Source organism: Candidatus Dedyshia acidiphila, from assembly GCF_051025295.1.
Classification (GTDB): Bacteria; Acidobacteriota; Terriglobia; order Terriglobales; family Acidobacteriaceae; genus KBS-83.
Genome location: NZ_JBMGJV010000001.1, coordinates 115874 through 135430, shown reverse-complemented (window position 1 = coordinate 135430; position 19557 = coordinate 115874). Strand labels below are relative to the sequence as shown.

The 19557-nt window shown below is 63.2% G+C and carries 18 protein-coding genes; 12 read left to right on the top strand and 6 right to left on the bottom strand.

Annotation, left to right across the window (positions count from 1 at the left end; translation table 11 throughout):
- Nucleotides 1-18 precede the first annotated feature (18 nt).
- From AC5IJH_RS00590 to AC5IJH_RS00580, 3 genes are read left to right on the top strand one after another with little or no spacing between them, the layout of a single operon-like run.
- A complete protein-coding gene (locus tag AC5IJH_RS00590) occupies nt 19-1116 on the top strand; it encodes a fibronectin type III domain-containing protein (protein WP_491900836.1) in 1098 nt (365 codons plus the stop codon).
- Between the two features lie 21 nt (nt 1117-1137).
- Nucleotides 1138-1941, top strand: coding sequence for a fumarylacetoacetate hydrolase family protein (locus AC5IJH_RS00585; RefSeq protein ID WP_491900835.1), 804 nt, complete (start codon nt 1138-1140; stop codon nt 1939-1941).
- A 31-nt stretch (nt 1942-1972) separates the two neighbouring features.
- The gene (locus AC5IJH_RS00580; protein WP_491900834.1) at nt 1973-2974 is read left to right on the top strand and encodes a transaldolase; all 1002 of its coding nucleotides are present in this window, start codon (nt 1973-1975) and stop codon (nt 2972-2974) included.
- Nucleotides 2975-3033: 59 nt separating this feature from the next.
- Here the strand turns inward: AC5IJH_RS00580 and AC5IJH_RS00575 are convergent, their stop codons facing one another.
- Nucleotides 3034-4011 (bottom strand): alpha/beta fold hydrolase, encoded by a 978-nt coding sequence (locus tag AC5IJH_RS00575; RefSeq protein WP_491900833.1) that lies wholly within the window; start codon nt 4009-4011, stop codon nt 3034-3036.
- 260 nt (nt 4012-4271) lie between these two features.
- On the opposite strand from AC5IJH_RS00575, the gene AC5IJH_RS00570 reads away from it, so the two are divergent.
- Nucleotides 4272-4814, top strand: coding sequence for a hypothetical protein (locus AC5IJH_RS00570; RefSeq protein ID WP_491900832.1), 543 nt, complete (start codon nt 4272-4274; stop codon nt 4812-4814).
- A 127-nt stretch (nt 4815-4941) separates the two neighbouring features.
- Nucleotides 4942-6603 carry a hypothetical protein gene (locus AC5IJH_RS00565; RefSeq protein ID WP_491900831.1) on the top strand — a complete coding sequence of 554 codons (1662 nt, stop codon included), beginning with the start codon at nt 4942-4944 and terminating at the stop codon, nt 6601-6603.
- Between the two features lie 73 nt (nt 6604-6676).
- Here the strand turns inward: AC5IJH_RS00565 and AC5IJH_RS00560 are convergent, their stop codons facing one another.
- On the bottom strand, nt 6677-7426 hold the full coding sequence (locus tag AC5IJH_RS00560; RefSeq protein ID WP_491900830.1) for a YIP1 family protein: 750 nt from the start codon (nt 7424-7426) through the stop codon (nt 6677-6679).
- A gap of 305 nt (nt 7427-7731) precedes the next feature.
- Between AC5IJH_RS00560 and ahcY the strand changes: the two genes are divergently transcribed.
- The gene (gene ahcY, locus AC5IJH_RS00555; RefSeq protein WP_491900829.1) at nt 7732-9177 is read left to right on the top strand and encodes an adenosylhomocysteinase; all 1446 of its coding nucleotides are present in this window, start codon (nt 7732-7734) and stop codon (nt 9175-9177) included.
- 456 nt (nt 9178-9633) lie between these two features.
- Nucleotides 9634-10590 (top strand): Ig-like domain-containing protein, encoded by a 957-nt coding sequence (locus AC5IJH_RS00550; RefSeq protein ID WP_491900914.1) that lies wholly within the window; start codon nt 9634-9636, stop codon nt 10588-10590.
- A gap of 63 nt (nt 10591-10653) precedes the next feature.
- Here the strand turns inward: AC5IJH_RS00550 and hslU are convergent, their stop codons facing one another.
- Nucleotides 10654-12213, bottom strand: coding sequence for an ATP-dependent protease ATPase subunit HslU (gene hslU / locus AC5IJH_RS00545; RefSeq protein ID WP_491900828.1), 1560 nt, complete (start codon nt 12211-12213; stop codon nt 10654-10656).
- Nucleotides 12214-12246: 33 nt separating this feature from the next.
- Nucleotides 12247-12885, bottom strand: coding sequence for an ATP-dependent protease subunit HslV (gene hslV / locus AC5IJH_RS00540; protein ID WP_491900827.1), 639 nt, complete (start codon nt 12883-12885; stop codon nt 12247-12249).
- A 153-nt stretch (nt 12886-13038) separates the two neighbouring features.
- Here hslV and AC5IJH_RS00535 point away from each other — a divergent pair, with 153 nt between their 5' ends.
- The 4 genes from AC5IJH_RS00535 (at nt 13039) to AC5IJH_RS00520 (ending at nt 15849) form a co-directional block, all read left to right on the top strand.
- Entirely contained in the window at nt 13039-13509 is a 471-nt protein-coding gene (locus AC5IJH_RS00535) for a hypothetical protein (RefSeq protein WP_491900826.1), read from the top strand.
- Between the two features lie 64 nt (nt 13510-13573).
- Nucleotides 13574-14512, top strand: a complete 939-nt coding sequence (locus tag AC5IJH_RS00530; protein ID WP_491900825.1) for a cation diffusion facilitator family transporter — start codon at nt 13574-13576, stop codon at nt 14510-14512.
- A gap of 21 nt (nt 14513-14533) precedes the next feature.
- The gene (locus AC5IJH_RS00525) at nt 14534-15082 is read left to right on the top strand and encodes a KdsC family phosphatase (RefSeq protein WP_491900824.1); all 549 of its coding nucleotides are present in this window, start codon (nt 14534-14536) and stop codon (nt 15080-15082) included.
- A gap of 161 nt (nt 15083-15243) precedes the next feature.
- Nucleotides 15244-15849, top strand: coding sequence for a YbhB/YbcL family Raf kinase inhibitor-like protein (locus AC5IJH_RS00520; RefSeq protein ID WP_491900823.1), 606 nt, complete (start codon nt 15244-15246; stop codon nt 15847-15849).
- Between the two features lie 32 nt (nt 15850-15881).
- Here the strand turns inward: AC5IJH_RS00520 and AC5IJH_RS00515 are convergent, their stop codons facing one another.
- On the bottom strand, nt 15882-16703 hold the full coding sequence (locus AC5IJH_RS00515) for an ATP-binding cassette domain-containing protein (RefSeq protein WP_491900822.1): 822 nt from the start codon (nt 16701-16703) through the stop codon (nt 15882-15884).
- 25 nt (nt 16704-16728) lie between these two features.
- On the opposite strand from AC5IJH_RS00515, the gene AC5IJH_RS00510 reads away from it, so the two are divergent.
- Entirely contained in the window at nt 16729-18621 is a 1893-nt protein-coding gene (locus AC5IJH_RS00510; RefSeq protein ID WP_491900821.1) for an amidase, read from the top strand.
- A gap of 50 nt (nt 18622-18671) precedes the next feature.
- Here AC5IJH_RS00510 and AC5IJH_RS00505 read toward each other — a convergent pair whose 3' ends face one another.
- Nucleotides 18672-19475: a hypothetical protein gene (locus tag AC5IJH_RS00505; RefSeq protein ID WP_491900820.1), complete on the bottom strand. Its 804-nt coding sequence runs from the start codon at nt 19473-19475 to the stop codon at nt 18672-18674.
- Nucleotides 19476-19557 lie beyond the last annotated feature (82 nt).

The window sequence follows — 19557 nt, the reverse complement described above, 5'->3', positions numbered from 1 at the left end:
CTGCTACCCTAAGCCTCGATGAGGGAGTGCGAGGCGGCGGAGACGAGCAGGACGCCACACCTCTGCGCAGCCTCCTTCGCGCTGCTGCTCCTGCTGCTTGTTCAGGGCTGTGGCGCCCCCGCTGCACCCCAGCCACCCACGCTCAATCTGCCGCAGCCCTTGCGCTCGCTCACCGCCGAGCGGGTCGGCGACCGTGTCCGGCTGAGCTTCGACCTGCCTGAGAAGACGACTGACCGGCTGCCGATCGTGGGAGCGATCCGTGCCCAGGTCTGCCGCACCGTCGCCGCTGCACCGTGCCAGGCTGTGCTGACCGTGCCGCTTGCCCTCCAGCAAAAGACAGCAGAGATTGAAGATCCGCTGCCCGCGGCTCTCGCGCAGGGTCCCGTGCAGCTTCTTACTTATCGCGTGGACATCCTGAACAGTGCCGGCAGGGCCGCTCCGGACGCGGTCGTGGCCTATGCCGCGGCCGGCTCCGGACCGGCGCCGGTCCAGGGCTTCGCTGTCGTTCCGCAGGGCGCTGGCGTCGTGCTTCGCTGGCAGTCGATCAACTCGCCTGTGCCGACCTTCGTACGCTTCGATCGCGTGCGCGCCGGCGCTCCGGAGGCTCCCAGCTCGGATCGCACGACAGTTCCCGAATCCCCGGAGCAGAAGCTCGAGGTGCGCGAGGGTGTGTCCGCCGCGGCGCTGGACCGTACCGTGCACTTCGGCTCGAGCTACCGCTACACCGCCCAGCGCTTCACGACGGTGACGCTGGCCGAGCACACGCTCGAGATGTTTACTGCGCCCACGCCGGCGATCTTGATTGACTACAAGGATGTCTTTCCACCGCCCGTGCCCTCTGGTCTCGTGTCGGCTGTCGACACTCCGGCACACGCCATCGACCTGTCGTGGAGCGCCGAAGCAGACCCTGGCCTAGCGGGTTACATCGTGTACCGCCGCAGTGAGAGCGGCACGCCTGCGCGCATCAGCCCGGCAGGGAAGCCGGTCCCCACGCCGTCTTGGCGCGATGACACGGGGACGCCGGGCGCGCGCTACTTCTACTCAGTCAGCGCGGTCGACCAGGCCGGCAACGAGAGCGCGCGCTCCGCAGAGATTGAAGAGCAGCTCCAGCCCTAGCCTCACCAGGAGATACCCAGCATGCGTTACTGCCGCCTCCAGACATCGAATGGACCCCGCTATGCCGCCGTTGCCGAGCGTGAGGGTGCGCTCTGGGCCACGGAGCTGATCCCGCCGCCTACGGAATCGCAGGTCGCCTATGACCATGCGGAGCCGTTCTCCGCGATCTCGCTCGAGCGCGCGACGCTGCTGCCGCCAGTGGAGCCCTCGAAGATCATCTGCATCGGCCGCAACTATCGCGACCATGCGGCCGAGCTTGGCAACGAGCCGCCGCCGGAGCCGCTGATCTTCTTCAAGCCGCCGTCGTCGCTGCTCGCGCCGGGAGCCACCATTCTGCTGCCGCCGCAGTCCAGCCGCGTCGACTTCGAAGGCGAGCTCGCAATCGTGATCGGACGAGAGTCGCGCCATCTGCACTCTGCAGCCGAGGTGCGTTCGGCCATCCGCGGGTACACGATCGTGAATGACGTAACCGCGCGCGATCTGCAGAAGAAGGACGACCAGTGGGCGCGCGCGAAGGGGTTCGACACCTTCTGCCCGTGCGGGCCACTGGTTTCGGATGAAATCGATCCGTTCGCGGGTGTGCAGCTTGAGACGCGGCTTCGAGGAGAGAAGCGTCAGTCCGGCGCGACCCGGGACTTCCTCTTCGGTATCGAGCGGCTACTCACCTACATCACATCTGTGATGACGCTCTTTCCCGGCGACCTCATACCGACTGGCACCCCCGCTGGCGTGGGTCCCATGGCGCCAGGGGAGACCGTGGAAGTCGCGATTGAGGGACTGGCTGTGCTGAGCAATCCAGTCGCTGCGGCCGTCGCCGCCGGTTGATAGAATGGAAAGAGAGTCGAGGAGTTTCCCCATGGCAAAGACAGTGCTAGAGCAGCTTCGCAGCATGACCACTGTGGTGGCCGATACCGGCGATTTTCACTCCATCGAGAAGTTCAAGCCGACGGATTCGACGACCAACCCCTCGCTGATCACCGCTGCGGCGCAGATGCCGGGCTACTCCGAGATTGTCGACCAGGTGCTGAAGAACGCGCGCAATCAGCTTGGTGAGAGCGCGAACGAGAAGGACGTTGCGAACCTCGCGTTCAAGCAGCTTGCGGTGCAGTTTGGCATTCGCATCCTGAAGATCGTTCCCGGCCGCGTCTCGACTGAAGTGGACGCGCGCGCCTCCTACGACACCGAAAAGACGCTCGAGATAGCGCGGGGCATCATTGCCGATTACGAGAAGGAAGGCGTGAAGCGCGATCGCATTCTGATCAAGATCGCGTCCACGTGGGAAGGTATCAAGGCAGCCGAGCAGCTTGAGAAGGACGGCATCCACTGCAACCTGACGCTGCTATTCGGCCTGCACCAGGCGATTGCGTGCGCCGAGGCAAAGGTCACGCTGATCTCGCCGTTCGTGGGCCGCATCCTCGACTGGTACAAGAAGGACACCGGCAAGGACTACCAGGGCGCCGACGACCCCGGCGTGCAGTCGGTCACGAAGATCTACAACTACTACAAGAAGTTCGGCTACAACACACAGGTGATGGGCGCGAGCTTCCGCAATACGAGTGAGATCAAGGAGCTGGCCGGCTGCGACCTGCTGACGATTGCGCCGAAGCTGCTGGCGGAACTTGACAGCGATAACAGCGAGCTGCCGCGCAAGCTCGATCCTGAGAAGGCGAAGCAGTCCGACGTGCAGAAGATCCAGATGGACAAGGCGACCTTCGACAAGATGCACCAGGAAGACCGCATGGCCCACGACAAGCTGAAGGAGGGCATCGAGGGCTTCTCCGAAGCGCTCGAAAACCTCGAGAAGCTACTGGCAGAGCGGCTGTCGCAACTCGAGCAGAAGGAACTAGCCGCGAAGTAACGCGAGCTAACGCACAACGAAGAGGGCCGCCCGCGAGGGCGGCCCTTCTTGCGTAGCGGCTACTTTGCGACGAGCTGCCTTGTGCCGTCGTGAAGCGCGAGAAAGTGCTCGACGACCCGCGTGTACTTGTCCGGCTCTTCGTAGTACGGCAGATGGCCGCTCTTCTCGAACCAGACCAGTTGCGCACCGGGGATCATGTGCGCGACCGACCATGCCACATCGGGTGTGACGTTCATGTCGTAGCGGCCTTCGAGGACCAGCGTCGGGAAGTGAAACTGCTTCATCTGCGGCGTCAGGTCGAGCTTCTCGATCGCCTTCGACACAGCGTCGCCGGTGCCCTGCGCGAGCCCGAGGTCGTGCGCGTTCGCGAGGTAGCGATCGCATAGCTCCTGCGAGTAGAAGATCATCCGGAAGTGTGCCACCAACTCAAGCTCATCGATGCGTGCCTGCGCATGCGGCTGGCCCTTCAGCTTGCCGGTCTGCTCCTTGGTGCGCGCGATCACGTCGGGGAAGACCTCGTCGAGCCGCGGATGCAGCTTGCTGAACCCCGGCGCGGCCGAGTCCGACAGAATAAGCGCGTGCACGTGCTCGGGATGCGCTGCGGCATAGGCGGCGGCGAGCAGGCCGCCATAGGAGTCGCCGGCCACGTCGACCTTGTCCACGCGCAGCGACGCACGCACTGCGTCAAGGTCGGCCACCTGCGCGTCCATCGCTTGCGACGCCCCAGCCTTCACCGGCTGCGATGCGCCGGTGCCGCGCTGGTCATAGAAGACGACTAACCGGTGCTGCGCGATGCGCCGCGTCCAGACATCGTTCTGGAGCAGGTAGACATGCGAGAGCCCCGGCCCGCCATTGACGACGATGACGGGCGTGACACCGGATCGGGCTGTGCCGTAGCCGAACGTCGCCAGCTCAACGTCGGCAGTGTGGACGCGAGCGAGGTGGGGCTGTGCCTGCAGGGTACGGGGCTGCGGAGTCTGTGCGTGGGAGATCGCAATAGCTGTGCACATGAGAGCTGCAAGGACGATGGAGCGCATGACCCGTAGTCTATGGGGCCAAATTGGGAAGCTCCAGGCGCCACCTTCGCACTCGCTTCCCCGGAGTGCCAGAAAACTGATCTGCCGCCCTTTCGGTGCTATTGGATTTACACAACTGTCACGCTACATTCGCGTTCAAACCAGCAGAAACTCCGCGGTGTTTGCACTCCTGACGAGGAGGTCAGCCGACCGGGGTCGTACTTCTGGATACCGGACGCGGTCCATTGCTTGTCTGTCTGTGTCGCTGAAAGGATGCTGCCATGGTTCCGCAGGAACACATGCTTCGCGCACTCTTCCACGAGCTTGTAGGGGACTGCTACAACCGAGGCGCCGGAGTAGACGACGCCGAGATCACCAGCTACGTCGCCGACCTGCTCACCGATTTCACAGAGAGCGAACGCATCTACTCGCTGCGGGACGAAGTGGGCCGGCCGCTGCGGGATCTGGATGCCATGCTGGTGGCCGCGGATCCGGTGAACGGCACCGCTGCCTCGTTCGACGCCGAGCGCTCTGCACGCAAACAGATCGGCGACTATGCGCTGTTCTTCGCCGGCATGTACCCGGAGGCGATCGGAGTGAGCGCTCGCCCCATCAGCTTCGAACGCCTGGTTGCGGCAGGACGCGACTCCTACTCGATCGTGGCTGCCTTCAACCTGTTCGAGTACGCGCAGGAGGCGCCGCTGTTCGGGCGGATGTCGAACCAGTTTGAAACTTGTATCTATGGACTCAACCTGGTGCGCAAGGAGCTGGATCGCCGCCGTGCGTTGACGCCGGGTAAGCCCACACAGCAGTACCTGATGTAAGACTGGCGCCCCGGGAGGCTCACTGCCTCCCAGGGCCGCGTTCAGAGCTTGCGCAAGAATGTAACCGGACGCTCACACGTGAATGCTAGATTCCTCCCCGTCGTTCTATTTGGAGGAGTTCACGTCCATGTCACAGAGCAGCCGTTTGGTCCAGGCCACCGCCGTCCTGGCAGTCACCGCGTTGTGTTCGCTTGTGCCGGCACACGCTGAGGGTCCGAACCAGGACAAAGATGGAGTCCGGCTGCATCCGGGAAACCTTGTGGTCAGCCGCTCGGTGTATGACAACGATCCGGCCAACATCAAGGTAGGCACCGTGCTTCCTCCGGGCTGTGCCGCCACCCAGGGCGGCTGCGCCGGACCGGGTGGCGCCATCAACGACGGCACTTACCCATACGTCTTCAACAACGCAGCGTATGACGGCTCCTTCGGCATCACCTCGCGCATTTATCTGGACCAGATCACGCCTGAGGGTCGGTGGGTCGGCAGCCTGGAGGTGCCGAACAGCCTGGAGCGGGGTATCACGCCGCAGCGCGACCAGATGGTCACCAGCTTCCCATCGAAGTCCGAGCTGGCCCTGCACCTCTCGACAGACCGCCGACACCTGAGCTTCATGGGCTATCGCGCGCCGGTGAACGCGATCGACGTGTCGAATTCGAACACGCCCGGCGCGGTGGATGCGACCAATCCGGTGGGCGAGTCCTACTACCGCGTGGTGGCCGACATCAATGAGCGCGGCCAGATCCACTTCACCGAGACGAACGCATACAGCGGCAACAATGGCCGCGCCGCCATTTTGAACAACACGACAGGCGATCTCTTCTACACCGCTGGAAATGCGGGCAATGGGGCGAATCCTCAGCCAGCCGGTGTCGTGCTGGGGGCAGGTGCTCAGTTCATCGATCGTCTGCGGCTGCCCGAAGTAGCGCAGGATCCGGGAACACCGACGCCGCTTGCAAGCTTCAACGTGACACAGCTTGGCGACAAGGCCGACAAGCTCGGCAAGGACGATAACTTCCGCGGCATCACGGTGCACGATGGAGTCGTCCACTACACGAAGGGAAGCGGAGGGAACGGAGTGAACACCGTGTACTTCGTGGACACGACCGGCACTGCGTGCCCGACCGGAGTTGGGCTGCCAGTGCAGGGAGCAGCGCTGCCGACGTCGCCGCTGGTCTACGATCCCGCAACGCTGGCCACGACCGGTCTGCCTTCGAACATGTGCATCCTGGCCGGCTTTCCGACCACGCTCGCCAAGAAGGCGACCGCGTTTCCGTTCGCCTTGTGGTTCGCGGATGCGAAGACTCTGTATGTAACCGATGAGGGCGACGGCTACGCCGGCGGTGCAGACCTGTACACCCACGCCGCCGCGCAGACAACAGCAGGGCTGCAGAAGTGGGTGTTCGACAGCACGAGCAAGACCTGGAAGCTGGCCTACACGCTACAGACCGGCTTGCAGCTTGGCGCGCCGTACACGGTGCCTGGCTATCCGACTGCAAGCAACACTGCGACGAACCTGCCCTGGTCTCCCGCGACAGCAGGTCTGCGCAACCTGGAGGGAACGGTCGAGCATGGCCACGTCACTCTGTGGGCGATCACCTCCACGGTGAGCGGCAGTGGCGATCAGGGTGCCGACCCAAACCGTCTGGTTCGGATCGACGACGACCTGGAGAACACCGACGCAACCGTGGCGCTTAGCGAGCGCTTCCAGACGGTGAAGCAGGCTGGGTTTGCCGAGGTTCTGCGGGGTGTCTCCTTCACGCCCGGGACAGGCGTTGACGATCGCGACTGATTCCTCGGACGAGAACCGCCGTGCAAGAGCACTGTCGCTGTAGCAAGTGCTCAGCTGGCGCGCCTCGTGCGCGCTAGCTGAACGCGGCGGCGATGCCGACCTTCACGAGCACGTAGAGGAACCAGACGCCCAGCACCACGACGATGCCGCGCATCGGCTTCACGCGTGCGACGATCGCGCCGCCGTACCCAGCCAGCACCAACGCCCAGAGATAGAACACATCCAGCGAACTCGCCAGAGACCGCAGCCACGCGGCGCTGTCCAGATCCAGGAAGTAGCCGAGATTGGTCGGCGCGGGCATGGAGAGGTTGAAAGCCTGCGGGTCGGCCACGAGCACGGTGACGATTCCCAAAATCGAGACGAAGGCAGTCGGGAGCCACGCGTACATCGCGACCGCGAACATGCTGCGAAAGTCGGTGCTGCCGCCCAGCACGAAGCTGAAGCCGCACCACAGCAGCAGGGCAAAGAACGCGCTCGATAGCAGGATGATCGCCGGGCTGGCGACGGTGGCCACCTGCATGGACGTCCGCGTCATGCTCATGGCGCGCTCGCGCTGCTCTGGCGTGTTCTGGGCCATCTGCTCTTCGGCCTTCGGATTGTTCTTGATGACGTTTGACGCCAGCGTCGGCCAGCCCACGCGCGTCACCGTCACGCCCATGAAGCAGTAGCTCAGCAGCGAGAGAATCAGAAATGGCAGCCACCAGCTCCGGTTGCGCCGGATGTCATGAAAGGTCTTCGACGGCTCGATGAATGTGTCGACAACCCGCTCCACTTGCGAGAGCGCGGGCGATTCAGTCACTGGGAGAGACGGGGTCGCTGCCATGTACCTGACCTCCAGATGAGCGGAGTGTAATGCGCCTTGTTCGGTGTGCAACCGAAATGTGGACGAGATCGCCCCATTGCTGAGCCGGAGATGCAACTTCTGCTTTCACGGCACTATGAAGTCCTGGCGGTCTGTACCGTGCCGCCAAGCAGCGCGACCCCTGTCAGTCCGCCTTATGCCCGTTCAACCGGGGAACCACGCCGTTCGCCCCTGCTGTAACTCACTCGGCACTCGATGGTTCCAACCGGGCCGCCTGGCACGGTATTCTTAACTATCAAGCGAGATTGCTGATTGAAGGAGTAAGTGTGCCAACGACTCTCGAACAGACTGCCCCGCAGACCGCGGTTTCCGACTACAAGGTTGCTGATATCAACCTGGCCGACTGGGGCCGCAAAGAGATCACGATCGCCGAGCAGGAGATGCCCGGCCTGATGTCGATCCGTGCGCAGTACGCGGCGTCGAAGCCGCTGAGCGGTGTGCGCATCACGGGCTCGCTGCACATGACGATCCAGACGGCCGTGCTGATTGAGACGCTGGTCGATCTGGGCGCCTCCGTGCGCTGGGCGTCCTGCAACATCTTCTCCACGCAGGATCATGCCGCCGCTGCGATCGCTGCCGCCGGAGTGCCGGTCTTTGCCTGGAAGGGCGAGACGCTCGAAGAGTACTGGTGGTGCACCGCGCAGGCGCTCGATCACAAGGGCGGCCTCGGGCCGCAGTTGATCGTGGACGACGGTGGCGATGCAACGCTGCTGATCCACAACGGCGTGGAGTTCGAGAAGGGTGACCGTAGCTGGGTCGATGCGCCCGCCGACTCCGAAGAGGAGCAGGTGATCAAGAACCTGCTGAAGGAGACGCTGAAGCAGGATCCGCAGCGTTGGACGCGCGTGGCCAAGGACTGGCGCGGTGTGTCCGAAGAGACGACGACTGGCGTGCATCGCCTCTACAAGATGCTCGAGCAGGGCAAGCTGCTAGTGCCTGCCATCAACGTCAATGACTCGGTGACGAAATCGAAGTTCGACAACCTGTACGGCTGCCGCGAGTCGCTGGCGGACGGCATCAAGCGCGCGACGGATGTCATGCTCGCCGGCAAGGTCGCAGTCATCTGCGGTTACGGCGATGTGGGCAAGGGCTCTGCGCACTCGCTGCGTGGCATGGGCGCTCGCATCGTGGTCACCGAAGTCGATCCCATCAACGCGCTGCAGGCAGCGATGGAAGGCTTCGAAGTCACCACCATCGAGGACACGCTGGGCCGCGGCGACATCTACGTCACCACGACCGGCAACGTGGATATCATCACCTACGAGCACATGGCGCACATGAAGGATCAGGCGATCGTGTGCAACATCGGCCACTTCGACAACGAGATCCAGATGGATCGTCTGAACACGGCGAAGGGTGTCGAGCGGTTGAATATCAAACCGCAGGTAGACAAGTACACCTTCCCGACCGGCAATGCGATCTTCGTGCTCGCCGAGGGCCGCCTGGTGAACCTGGGTTGCGCGACCGGCCATCCGAGCTTCGTGATGTCGGCCAGCTTCTCCAACCAGACACTGGCGCAGCTCGACCTCTGGCAAAACCGCGACACCTACAAGGTCGGCGTCTACACGCTGCCCAAAAAGCTGGACGAGGAAGTCGCGCGGCTGCACCTCGAGAAGATCGGCGTGAAGCTCACGAAGCTCTCGAAGAAGCAGGCCGACTACATCGGCGTGCCAGTCGAGGGTCCGTACAAGCCCGAGCACTACCGCTACTAAACGCAGCTTCGTCGCATGCGGCGAGAACGGTCACTCCCTTTGGAGTGGCCGTTCTTGCTTTGACGGCCGGGGTAGGTCTAGGGCCCGCTTGTGATGCTGTGGAAAGGTGACAAGGTTGGACGCGCTGTAAACACGGTCGCGCGCCTGAACCGAACCTGTAAACAGCCGGCGACACACGCGTCCAGTCCGAGGGGCAGAGCGCGTTGAATCTAAACCGGATGGCCGTCGGAGCATTGGCCCCGTATTTGCAATTGAGGCACCGGACGCGCCCCGCCAGAGGCGCAGGAGCCGGTCTGTCTTGAGGCTCCTGTGTGCACCTCGCGTGGTCAGGAGACCTCCATGTTCGTTCGTTCCTATGTTCGCGCAGCATTGGTGCTGTGCCTTGGCATTGCGATGGTCGGGTGCGGTAACCCGTCGGGCCTGGACTCAATCCAGATTTCACCTGGCAGCCAGTAGCTGGCAGTCGGTCAGACGACGCAGTTCGCCGTCACGGGTACGTTCGGCAACGCCAAGCACCCCACGACGGGACTCGTAACGGCGGGTGTCAGCTGGACCTCAAGCAATCCGGCCGTCGCGACCGTGAGCAGCACCGGGCTCGTGACCGCTGCCACTGCGGGCACCACGACCATCACGGCAGAGGCCAGTGCTTTCAATGGGCCGGTGACGTCCGGCGCGCAGTTGACGGTGACGGGCACCGTTGGTGGCACAGGCGGAGGAAGCGGGGGCGGCAGTCTCGTCTCGGTCACGATCATTCCGAGTGATATCTCAGTCGGCAATCTTCAAGCCACAGGCCAATTTCTCGCGATCGGTACCTACAGTGCTGCACCTTACGTCCGTGATATTACTAACTCGCCGGGGACGACCTGGATCTCTTCTTTCCCGAATGACTTTCCTGTAAGCACAAACAGCGGCGGCAATTTAGGAGCGACTGCCGGAGTGGTGAGTGCTTACGCGAGCGGCTCGACGGTAATCACAGTAGAGGCGAAAAGCCCCACAGACGGAACACTCCAAACGTCTACTGCGAAGTTCGAGTGTCCATACGTGATGCCGACCGCGACAGTTCAGGGCTCCTGCTTTGAGGGCTCTCAGGCGACCTCACTCATCTCGACCCTCACCGTTTACCACGAAGGCTTAGGGTCCGGCGATTGGCGAGTAACTACACCCTCAGCCACGGGCACAGCGAACGTGCTCGACTGCGGGAGCAATCCGGTGGGCGGAAGCTCCGTATGCACAGCGAGCTATCCCGCATTTACCAATGGCCGAGCTACACAGGTCACTCTTACGGCTACAGGCGCCAACTTTGGGGGCTGGTCGGTCAATTGCACACAGATTTCCCCTGTAACTGCGAATGGCCCGAACACGTGTACTGTTTCGCTGGTCTCGGATGAGACAGTGGGCGTCATTTTCAACTAAGTTTCTGGTCGGAACACGAAGGCCGCTCCTTCGGAGCGGCCTTCGTCTTGCTCAAAGCGCGACTTACAGAATGTAGCGCGACAGGTCCTGATTTTTCACGATGCCCGCGACCATCTGCTGCACGTACGATGGGTCAACCACGACGACCTTCTCGACGCCGTGCTCGGTCGTGCGCTCGACTACCGGCAGCGGTACTGTGGTCTCGTTCGTCGCCGCACCCAGGTCGAGCACGCCCTCGGCGGTCTTCTGACCCTTCTGCAGGTCAGGCGCCAGGAAGCTGATCTCGTCCAGCACGCGCTCCATGATGGTGTGCAGGCGACGCGCGCCGATGTTCTCTGTCGTCTCGTTGACGCGGAAGGCGAACTGTGCCATCTCTTCCAGCGCCTCGCGCGTGAACTCGAGCTTCAGCCCCTCGGTTTCGAGCAACGCCGCGTACTGCTTGGTCAGCGACGACTTCGGCTCGGTGAGAATGCGGATGAAGTCTTCGACGGTGAGCGACTGCAGTTCCACGCGAATGGGGAAGCGGCCCTGCAGTTCGGGGATGAGGTCGCTCGGCTTGGACACATGGAACGCGCCGGCTGCGATGAACAGGATGTGATCCGTGCTCACCATGCCGTAGCGTGTGTTGACCGTCGTGCCTTCGACGATCGGCAGAATGTCGCGCTGCACACCCTCGCGGCTGATGTCCGGTCCGTGACCGCCCTCGCGACCGGCGACCTTGTCGATCTCGTCGAGGAAGATGATGCCCGAGTTCTCGACGCGCTCGACCGCGACCCGGTTCACCTGATCCATGTCGATGAGCCGCTGCTCCTCTTCCTGAACGAGGTACTCGAAGGCTTCGCTGACCTTCATCTTGCGCTTCTTGGTGCGCTGCCCGAACAGGCCGGGCAGGATGTCCTTGAGGCTGACATCCATGTCTTCCGTGTTCTGGTTGGAGATGATCTCGAAGCTTGGCGCATTGCGCTCGCGCACGTCGATCTCGACGGAGCGGTCGTCCAGCTTGCCCTCCCGGAACTGCTGGCGCAGCTTCTCTCGCGTGCGCTGCAGGCCCTCGGTGGTGGGGCGGCTCGCCTCCGCTTCCTCTGTATGCGCGGGCGTCCCCGCCGGGCTCAGCAGCTCGACCACCTTCGCGTCGGACTTGGTGTCGGTGCGCGCAGCCGGTGCGGGCGGCAGCAACAGGTCGAGCAGCCGCTCCTCTGCATTCAGCTCCGCTTTGTCCTCAACTTCTTCGAGCCGCTCCTCGCGCACCATATCGATCGCGATCTCGACCAGGTCGCGGATCATCGACTCGACATCGCGACCCACATAGCCGACCTCTGTGAACTTCGAGGCTTCAACCTTCAGGAAGGGCGAGTTGGTCAGCTTCGCCAGACGTCGCGCGATCTCGGTCTTGCCCACGCCTGTGGGTCCGATCATGATGATGTTCTTCGGCATGATCTCTTCGGCGACATCGGGCGGCAGCTTCTGCCGCCGCATGCGGTTGCGCAGCGCGATCGCAACCGCGCGCTTCGCCGCATGCTGGCCGACGACATACTTGTCCAGCTCCGCGACGATCTGCCGCGGGGTCAAATCATCGAGCGCGAGCTCCTGGTCTTCTGCAGTGCCGGGTAAATAGATGGCCATCAGCCCTCCGTAACTCCTTGGGGCGTTCGCGCGCTAGGCGCTTAGTTCTTCAATTGTGATCTGGTCGTTGGTGTAAATGCAGATCTGGCCGGCGATGCGCAGGCTCTTCTCCGCGATCTCGCGTGCGTTCAGCTCGGTGTTCTGCATCAGGGCGCGAGCGGCCGCAAGAGCGTAGGAGCCGCCGGACCCGATGGTGGCGATGCCCTCGTCCGGCTCGATCACGTCGCCTGAGCCGCTGATCAGGAAGGTCTGTGTCGGGTCGGCGACCACCAGCAGGGCCTCGAGCGAGCGCAGCATCTTGTCGGTGCGCCAGTCCTTCGCCAGCTCGACGGCAGAGCGGCCGAGATTGCCCGCGTACTGCTCGAGCTTGCCCTCGAACCGGCCGAACAGGGAAAAGGCGTCCGCAGTCGAGCCGGCAAACCCGGCCAGAATCTTGTCCTGGTAAAGTCGCCGAATCTTGCGAGCGGAGTGCTTGATGACGCTGTCGCCCAGCGTGACCTGGCCGTCCGCTGCCATGACGACGCTTTTGTCGCGCCGCACGCAAATGACGGTGGTCGACCGGATGCGCCGGCCATCGGAGAGCGAGAGGGAAGAGGAGTCGGCGGCAGCGCGCCCGGATGTGGAAAAGCGCCGCGCAGGGCCGTTCGGCGGCGTCGCAACGAACTGAGTCATGCTTTCCCCACTATACTCTTTGCCGGTCACTCCCCCATTCTCGCCATCCCAGGAACACTGTTTCGTAACGCGCTCCCGGGGGCCACTGAGCTATCCTTTGCTAGGCACAAGGGAGGCGAACTTCCTCCCGCTTTTGGGTCCCCCGAGGCATCGATGTTCGGCATTACTGTTCGTGAAACCCAGGTCGTCAGCGGCGTTGCTGTTCTAAGCGCCATGGCCGCAGCCAGCGCGGTCTACTGGATGTCGCGCAAGCGGCCGAGCCCCGATGAGTTGGAGCGTGACCGCCGCGATGCGCTGGTCCAGACGGGCCGCATCATCGACGCTACCGTGCTCGATATCGCCGAGCTCTCGCCGGAGGAGTGCGACCGGCCGCTCGGTATGCAACTGATCCTGTATCAATATGACGTGGCCGGCGTGACCTACGAGTGCTCGCAGGATGTCACCCTGCTGCAGCACCTGGTGGACATCCATAAGATCCGGCTCAGCTTTCCGGCGTCGGTCCGCTACGATCCGCACAACCCCGGCAACAGCCTGATCGTGGCGGAACGCTGGTCGGGGCTGCGCGATACGGCGAACTCCGTGCCGATCCATCCGTTGCACCGGCCGCGCCAGGCAGTCGTGTAGAGGATGCGGTTGGCTCTTGCAGCCACACGCAACCCGCCGTCCGCGGCTCTCATACAATAAATACATGCACGTCCACGGCGCGCCCGGTCCGCGCACGCAGCGCATTCTCCGCCTCTCGCTGGTGGCGACGCTGATCTATGTGCTCGTCACGTTTGTTGCTGGAGTGCGTGCACACTCACTAGCTCTCATTTCCGAGGCCGGCCACAACGTCTCGGACGCGCTGGCCCTGCTGCTCTCGTTTGTCGCGGTGTACTTCCAGGCTCGTCCCGCCTCCGATGAGAAGACCTTCGGCTATCAGCGGGCGGGGGTGTTGGCCGCGTTTCTGAATGCGCTCACGCTGATCGTGATCTCGGTGTGGATCGGCTTCGAAGCCGTCCATCGCCTGGCCAGCCCGCAACTGGTGCAGCCGCGGCTCATGATGCTGGTGGCGGCTGCCGGCGTGGTGATGAATGGCACGATCGCCGCGTTCCTGTTTCGCGGCAGCGATGACATCAATATCCGCTCGACGCTCATTCACATGCTCGGCGACACGCTGTCGACCGCGGCAGTGATCGTCGGCGGCCTCGTCATTCTGCTGACCGGCATTCGCTGGATCGATCCGGTGCTGTCGCTGCTGATTGCGGCCTTGATCCTTTCAAGCTCCATCGCGATCGTCCGCGAGACGCTGAACATTCTGCTCGAGGGCACACCGCGCGGCCTTTCCATTCCGGAGATTCGAAGCACGCTGGCGAGCATTGAAGGCGTCAACGATGTGCACGACCTGCACGTCTGGAGCCTCGGTTCGCAGACGCGCGCGCTGGCGACGCACGTCACCATCGAGGACATTCCGCCGTCCGAGAGCAATCGAATCCTTGCCGAAATTCGCGAGCACCTGCTGCATCGCTACGGCATCTATCACACCACCGTGCAGTTTGAGCATGCCGCATGCGGCGATCCGCACGGCTGCGTTGAGGTGGTCGAGCTCGCACACGATCACTCGCACGCGGGCCACCATCATCACTAAGCGCGCACCTTACAATCCAGTATGGCTGAGCCCACCCCGGACGTTCTTGAGCGCGCCAAGCGCATTCGCCTTTTCCTGATGGATATCGACGGCACGCTCTCCAGCGGCGTGTGCCTGATCTCCCTGCCCAACGATGGCGGCATCGCCGAGATGAAGATCTTCGACGCGCAGGATGGCCTCGGCCTGAAGCTGGCGCACACCATGGGTATCAAGACCGGCTTTATCACCGGCCGTAAATCACCCGCCGTGGCGCAGCGCGCCAGTGAGTTGTCGGTGGACTATGTGTATCTCGGACAAGCTACGAAGACCCAGGCTTACGAAGAGTGCCTGCAGCGCGCGGGCGTGACGGATGAGCAGACCGCGTACATGGGCGACGACCTGCCCGACATGCCGCTGAGCCGCCGCGCGGGGCTGGCCATCGCCGTTGCCAATGCAGCGCCTGAGCTGAAGGCCATCAGCCACTTCGTCACGAGCCGCCGCGGTGGTGAGGGCGCGGCGCGCGAAGTTGTTGAGCTGCTGCTGAAGGCGCAGGGCATCTGGGAGACAGCCATCCCGCAAGCGCTTGCCTGAGCGGCTCTCTCGAGGGTGCTCCGGAAGTGTGCTGAGAAACACGAGGCTCGCCGAAAGGTAACTGCTGGAGCCTAAATTCGCCATCGATTCAATCCATAGTCAACGGTTGCGTGTGCTAAGGTCACAACGCAAGTCACGAATCCGTTCCTATGGAGTCCCCCATGCGCTCTTTCTCGATCGCTATGCGGGCAGCCTTGTTGCTGCTCGTTAGTTCCGTCGCTGCATTTGCACAGATTTCTCCGACTAACCAGACTCCGCGCCCGCAGTTTGCCGTCACGAGCAGCACATTCCAGAACGAGACGGCGCTCCCTCCGTCGACGCTGTTCAATAACATCAGCAACGGGGTGAACACCTGCTCCGCCGATGGCGCGCCCGGCGGCAACGCGTCCCCGCAACTGACATGGACGCCGGTGCAGAATGCGCGCACGTATGCGGTGCTTATCTTCGATCAGACAGCCAGTTTCACGCACTGGGGCTTGTACAACATCGCGCCGAGTGTGACGTCACTGGCCGCCGGCACGGGTGTGGCAGGTACGTCGTATGGCATCCAAATCACCAACGACTTCGGCAACCCGGAATATGACGGACCCTGCCCACCGCCTGGTACGACGCATCAGTACGTCGTGACGGTGTATGCGCTGGATGGACCGATCAACCTGCCGCAAACGCCGGGGTTCGCCAACTACAGCGAGGCGCTCTATCGCGCGATGATCGGCCACGTGCTCGCGCAGACCAGCATCACGGGGCTGTCGAACTCGACCCCGTAGTAGCCGTTGCACTCCGCGGATCTTCCGGAATGTCAGCCGGCAGATGGCAGGGAGATCCGCGGTGTCGCGCGCAGCAGCGCTTCGGTATACGGCTCGCGCGGAGACGCGCAGAGCGATACGGACTCACCCTCCTCCACTACGCGGCCGCGCTGCATCACGACAATCCGATCGGCAAGATAGCGGACCAGCGGCATCGAGTGCGTGATGAACAGATAGGTCATGCCGTACTCGCGTTGTAGCCCGCGCAGCAGGTTGACGATCTGCGCCGCCACGCTCACATCGAGCGCTGACACCGGCTCGTCCAGGACCAGCAGCTCCGGCCGCAACGTGAGCGCGCGTGCGATGTTGATGCGTTGCCGCTGACCGCCCGAGAATTCATGCGGGTAGCGCAGCAGTGCCGAGTCATCGAGGCCGACCTGCTTCAGCAGCTCGGAAATGCGCGCGCGCTGCGCTGCTTCCCCTTGTGGCAGGTCGTCGTCGCTGCCGAGCGAACGAGCGTGAATCTCGAAGGGTTCGCGCAGGATCTGCTCGATGCGCATGCGCGGGTTCAGCGCGGCATAGGGATCCTGGAAGACAGGCTGCATGCGCCGTCGGATCGCTCGCATGGCTGCTCCACGCGCCTGCGCAATAACCTGGCTATCGAAGCGAACCGTGCCGGAGGTCGCCTCGACCAATCCGAGTGCAATGCGCGCCACCGTGCTCTTGCCGGAGCCCGATTCACCGACCACGCCCAGCGTTTCACCGCGCGCGATGCTGAACGAAACACGGTCCACGACCAGCGCTGCGTGTGGTGGTAAGCCATAACTCTTCGAGACGGAATCGACCTCGAGTAGCGCCATGGCGAATGCTACCATCCACAGCATTCCCGTTCGGAGATCTATGCCCAGCTCATCACTTCTGGACCGCCGCCGCTTCCTTGGTATCTGCTCCACTGCTGGTTTCGCCGGTACGCTACTGCCGGGCGCGCTCTACACGATCGCTGCGCAGGCACAGGCATCGTCGGCTTCGTCCGATGCACACGCAGCGCCCAAGCCGGTCACTGCCGAGATGATTGACGCTGCGGCTGCGATCGCGGGTGTTTCGATCACTGCCGAACAACGCAAGGACCTGCTCGAAGGTCTGAATCAGCAGCGCGCTGCCTATGCGGCGATCCGTGCACTGCACATCCCCAACGCAATCGCGCCGGCGCTCGTGTTCGATCCGGTGCCGCCCGGGATGAAGCTGCCAGCGGCAGACAATCGGCCGCCACGGCTGAGCAAGGCGCCGGCGATTGCCACAGTGCCGGCCAATCTCGAAGAGCTCGCGTTCCTGTCCGTGCGCGAGCTGGCTGAGTATGTGCGTCGGAAGAAGGTCTCCTCAGCAGCACTGACGGAGATGTATCTCACGCGGCTGAAGCGCTACGATCCGCTGCTGCACTTCGTCGTCACGCTGACGGTAGAACGCGCGATGACGAAGGCGCGTGAAGCGGATCGCGAGATTGCGGCGGGAAAGTATCGCGGACCGCTCCATGGTCTGCCGTGGGGCGCGAAGGATCTGCTCGCGGTGAAGGGCTATCCCACGACCTGGGGCGCGGGCGGGTTTGAGCACCAGAGCTTTGATGAAGACGCGACCGTGGTGCAGCGGCTCGATGCGGCGGGCGCCGTGCTGGTGGCGAAGACGACGCTGGGCGCGCTCGCCATGGGCGACAAGTGGTTTGGTGGGCGCACGCGCAATCCGTGGAATCCGAAGCAGGGCTCGAGCGGCTCCTCTGCCGGTTCCGCATCGAGCGTGGCCGCCGGGTGCGTTGCGTTCGCGATCGGGTCAGAGACGCTGGGTTCGATCTCGTCGCCTTCGACGCGCTGCGGAGTGACAGGTCTGCGGCCAACGTTTGGCTTTGTGCCGCGCACCGGGGCGATGGCGCTGAGCTGGTCGATGGACAAGCTCGGTCCTATCTGTCGTGCGGTCGAGGACTGCGCGCTCGTGATGAGCGCGATCCACGGACCCGACGGACACGATATTGCAACGCGCGACGCAGGCTTTGCGTGGGATGCGGACTACGATTGGCGCTCGCTGCGCGTCGGCTATCTGAAAGATGAGTTCGAGGCGCGTGTGGAGGAGCAGGGCCCCAAGCCGCCGGCCAGTGAGAGCGACGACGAGCGCAAGAAGCGGCTGCAGTCTGAGCAGCGTCGGGAGGCGGCGCACGCACGGCGTGCGTATGACCGGCACTATGACGATGCGGCGCTCGCGAAGCTGCGGGCAATGGGCGTGACGCTCAAGGAAGTCACGCTGCCGAAGCTGCCCTACGGTGACATGACCCCGCTGCTCACAGCTGAAGCTGCCGCAGCGTTCGATGAGCTGACGATGACAGGCCGCGATCGCCTGCTGACTGAGCAAGGCCCCTACGACTGGCCGAACCAGTTCCGCACCGCACGGTTCTACCCCGCGATCGAGTACATCCAGGCCAATCGCGCTCGTTCGCTCGCGATCCAGCAGTTCGCAAAGCTGTTTGAGTCAGTGGACGTGATCGTTGCACCGAGCAACGGTGAGCAGCTTGTCGCGACCAACCTCACTGGGCATCCAGCAGTGATTGTGCCGAACGGGCTCCGCGGCAATGACGCGCCCATGCCGCCAACGAGTGACAACGGCGATGACGATTCCATCGGCGGCCCGGGCACGCCGGTGAGCCTCACGTTTCTGGGCGGCCTTTACCAGGATGCGAAGCTCTGCGCCTGCGCGCGTGCGTATCAGGACGCTACCGGCTTCCAAAAGCTGCACCCGAAGCTCGGTTCATGAAGAGGAAGGGGCGACGAATCTCGCCGCCCCTTCTGTCCACAGGCTTTGACTTACTGCTTCCGCCAGATCTCCGTGTAGGTGACCTTGTCCTTCGAAGGTGTCACCACGTTGGTGATCGTCTTGCCGTCGGGGGACAGTGTCATGGTGTTGCGCGAGACGACCTCCCCGCTCATTTTGTCTGTCTCCTTCAGCACGGTGGGTGAAACCTTCAGCAGGGCCACAGTCAACGCCTTCGGCACCGTCGGACCATCCGGCGTGATGTCCTTGCCATCGAGCGTCGCATGGAGAGTAGCCTTCAGCGCCGGGATGTCCCAATCGACTGCGTTCGGACCGGCGTCCTTAATGCTGTAGCTCTGCGGGGAGCCCGCCTCTTCCTTCGTGGTTTTCCAGGTGCCCACCAACCCCTTGCCGCTTCCGACGCGCGCCGCTTCGCCAGTGTTGCTGAAGGTGGAGCCGTCCGGATTGGTGCCCTTACTCTCCGTCTTCAGCATCTTTCCGTCGGCTGATACCGTCCACGTTACGTTTTCGAGGTCAACACTCCCCAGCTTGTAGTTCGATTCATACGTGTTCTCATCGACCTTCTTCCAGGTGGCGTCTTCTCCGGACCAGGTCTTGTACGGCTGCCCATCGGTCTTGAACTTCGAGCTGTGGCCGTTGCCGATAAAGGCCATCTCGCCGTCAGGAGCGCCTGTGAACCGGAATGTTCCGCCGGTCAGCTTGCTTTGGGACTGGTCCATCGTCCAGGTGCCGACCCAAGGATTCGCGGCGCTATCCGCACCGTACGCAACGCCGGCCGTTGCCAGCAAGAGGCTCGCGATCGCCGCAGCCGACTGCACACTTACACGTGTTTTCATAGGGAACTCCTCATATCGAATGTGTTGCGGTGTCGACTTCGATCGGGAGGGAGCCGATTCAGAGGACGTCACAACGCCCGTC

Bases quoted from the DNA above. Each gene is read 5' to 3' on its own strand.
- AC5IJH_RS00590 (WP_491900836.1), top strand. From the start codon at position 19: ATGAGGGAGTGCGAGGCGGCGGAGACGAGCAGGACGCCACACCTCTGC.
- AC5IJH_RS00585 (WP_491900835.1), top strand. From the start codon at position 1,138: ATGCGTTACTGCCGCCTCCAGACATCGAATGGACCCCGCTATGCCGCC.
- AC5IJH_RS00580 (WP_491900834.1), top strand. From the start codon at position 1,973: ATGGCAAAGACAGTGCTAGAGCAGCTTCGCAGCATGACCACTGTGGTG.
- AC5IJH_RS00575 (WP_491900833.1), bottom strand. From the start codon at position 4,011: ATGCGCTCCATCGTCCTTGCAGCTCTCATGTGCACAGCTATTGCGATC.
- AC5IJH_RS00570 (WP_491900832.1), top strand. From the start codon at position 4,272: ATGGTTCCGCAGGAACACATGCTTCGCGCACTCTTCCACGAGCTTGTA.
- AC5IJH_RS00565 (WP_491900831.1), top strand. From the start codon at position 4,942: ATGTCACAGAGCAGCCGTTTGGTCCAGGCCACCGCCGTCCTGGCAGTC.
- AC5IJH_RS00560 (WP_491900830.1), bottom strand. From the start codon at position 7,426: ATGGCAGCGACCCCGTCTCTCCCAGTGACTGAATCGCCCGCGCTCTCG.
- hslU (WP_491900828.1), bottom strand. From the start codon at position 12,213: ATGGCCATCTATTTACCCGGCACTGCAGAAGACCAGGAGCTCGCGCTC.
- hslV (WP_491900827.1), bottom strand. From the start codon at position 12,885: ATGACTCAGTTCGTTGCGACGCCGCCGAACGGCCCTGCGCGGCGCTTT.
- AC5IJH_RS00535 (WP_491900826.1), top strand. From the start codon at position 13,039: ATGTTCGGCATTACTGTTCGTGAAACCCAGGTCGTCAGCGGCGTTGCT.
- AC5IJH_RS00530 (WP_491900825.1), top strand. From the start codon at position 13,574: ATGCACGTCCACGGCGCGCCCGGTCCGCGCACGCAGCGCATTCTCCGC.
- AC5IJH_RS00525 (WP_491900824.1), top strand. From the start codon at position 14,534: ATGGCTGAGCCCACCCCGGACGTTCTTGAGCGCGCCAAGCGCATTCGC.
- AC5IJH_RS00520 (WP_491900823.1), top strand. From the start codon at position 15,244: ATGCGCTCTTTCTCGATCGCTATGCGGGCAGCCTTGTTGCTGCTCGTT.
- AC5IJH_RS00515 (WP_491900822.1), bottom strand. From the start codon at position 16,703: ATGGTAGCATTCGCCATGGCGCTACTCGAGGTCGATTCCGTCTCGAAG.
- AC5IJH_RS00510 (WP_491900821.1), top strand. From the start codon at position 16,729: ATGCCCAGCTCATCACTTCTGGACCGCCGCCGCTTCCTTGGTATCTGC.
- AC5IJH_RS00505 (WP_491900820.1), bottom strand. From the start codon at position 19,475: ATGAAAACACGTGTAAGTGTGCAGTCGGCTGCGGCGATCGCGAGCCTC.